General features: G+C 62.5%; 1 protein-coding gene and 1 pseudogene. Both read left to right on the top strand.

From position 1 onward, the window contains the following. A pseudogene (locus P3W85_RS30675) lies at window positions 1-474 on the top strand (glucose-6-phosphate isomerase); the annotation flags it as partial. A gap of 581 nt (window positions 475-1055) precedes the next feature. After that, window positions 1056-1322: a hypothetical protein gene (locus P3W85_RS30670; protein WP_276267531.1), complete on the top strand. Its 267-nt coding sequence runs from the start codon at window positions 1056-1058 to the stop codon at window positions 1320-1322. Window positions 1323-1505 lie beyond the last annotated feature (183 nt).

Raw genomic sequence — 1505 nt, 5'->3', positions numbered from 1 at the left:
GCCTACTTCCAGATGGTGCACCAGGGCTCGCACTGGATGCCGGTGGATTTCATTGCCGCGCTGGAGCCCGTGCACCCGATGCCCGGCCACCACGCCAAGCTGCTCGCCAACTGCTTTGCCCAGGGCGAGGCCTTGCTGCGCGGCCGCACCGCCGAGGAGGTCAGGGCGCTGGGCGTGCAGGACGAGGCGCTGGTGCCGCACATGGTGTTCGAAGGCAACCGCCCCAGCAACACGCTGCTGCTGCAGCGGCTCGATTCCTATCACCTGGGCGCGCTGATCGCGCTCTCGGAGCACCGCACCTTTGTGCAGGGCGTGCTGTGGAACATCAACTCCTTCGACCAGTGGGGCGTAGAGCTCGGCAAGCAACTGGCCGCGCCGATCGCCAGCGAGCTTGATGGCGGGCCGCCGCGGTCGCACGACGCCTCCACCGCCGGATTGATTCGGCGTGCGCTGGCTGCGGCGTCGGCCTGGTAGACCTCAGCCGCAGGATAGACGCCCGGCGATCATACTGGCAGTCGAACCTCCTTGTTGTTTGCCTTGCGGGCAGGGTGTTCCGCCCGTTCTGACTCTCCTGCCTAGACGTATCTCAATCGCCAGACCTTGATACTCTCCCCAGCGGTCCTCCCCGGGAACGCAAGGCATCAGAGCGCCCAGCACCGAGGTATTGCTGAACAACACACTGGCCTGGTGGTGCCGCTGGACAAGCTGGCGGTGCCCGTGGAACTAGACGGCCGCATCGGTGCCTACTGGCGTAGCCGTTCGGAAAAGTGTGTTCTTTCCGGTTCAGGCTGCGATGAGGGCATCTTACGGCGCTTGCTTAAGCCGTAATTGCTGATCAATTGGGGAGGCAATGCAAATTTACGCACCTATAACGATTTTTACGCATTTTTTTTCTCCGATTCCGCTGGGTTTTTCGGAAATATGCGAGCTTTAGGGAGCGCTTCAAGGGCGCGGAGATAAATAGTCGAAGGCTCCAAATGGTGTGTTCTTCCAGCCAGCCTGCCGACTCCCACCAACCCGCAGGAGGCACCTTGTCAAAATGCAAACAAGTACCCATGAACTCCGGTACCGCCCACAACTTGGGCGTGGCGTGCGCTCGTATGGCTGCCCAAAACGCGGAAGATGGCGCCTTGGATCTTGCTCTCGCGTGGATTGAGTACCGCATGGAAGTTGGCTATCCGCAGTACGTCCCGGATTTCGAACGTGGGGTTTCCCACGAGCGACGGGCGCAAGCCAATGCAGCCGATGAGCACCACACGGGCTTGCCAATCAGCGCGCCGCTCATGCCCGACGTGTCCCACACGGTCCGGCTGAGAAAATAACAACCGGCTCCCCTACCAGCCGCACAGTGCGGCGAGAGAAGCCGTGTCCGAAAATCGCGAGAGTCCTGGATGCCGAGACGGGCATGCAGCGCGTCAACCCGGCCGAGGAGCACTCGCCCTGGAGCCAGGCCGGCGAGACGGGCAGGGCGAGATGCCGGCCTGATTGCAGCGGGCCGTCAACGC

The sequence above is a fragment of the Cupriavidus basilensis genome (assembly GCF_029335485.1).
Taxonomy (GTDB): domain Bacteria; phylum Pseudomonadota; class Gammaproteobacteria; order Burkholderiales; family Burkholderiaceae; genus Cupriavidus; species Cupriavidus basilensis_E.
The sequence above is the reverse complement of the archived record's forward strand: the minus strand, read 5'-3'. Positions and strand labels throughout refer to the sequence as shown.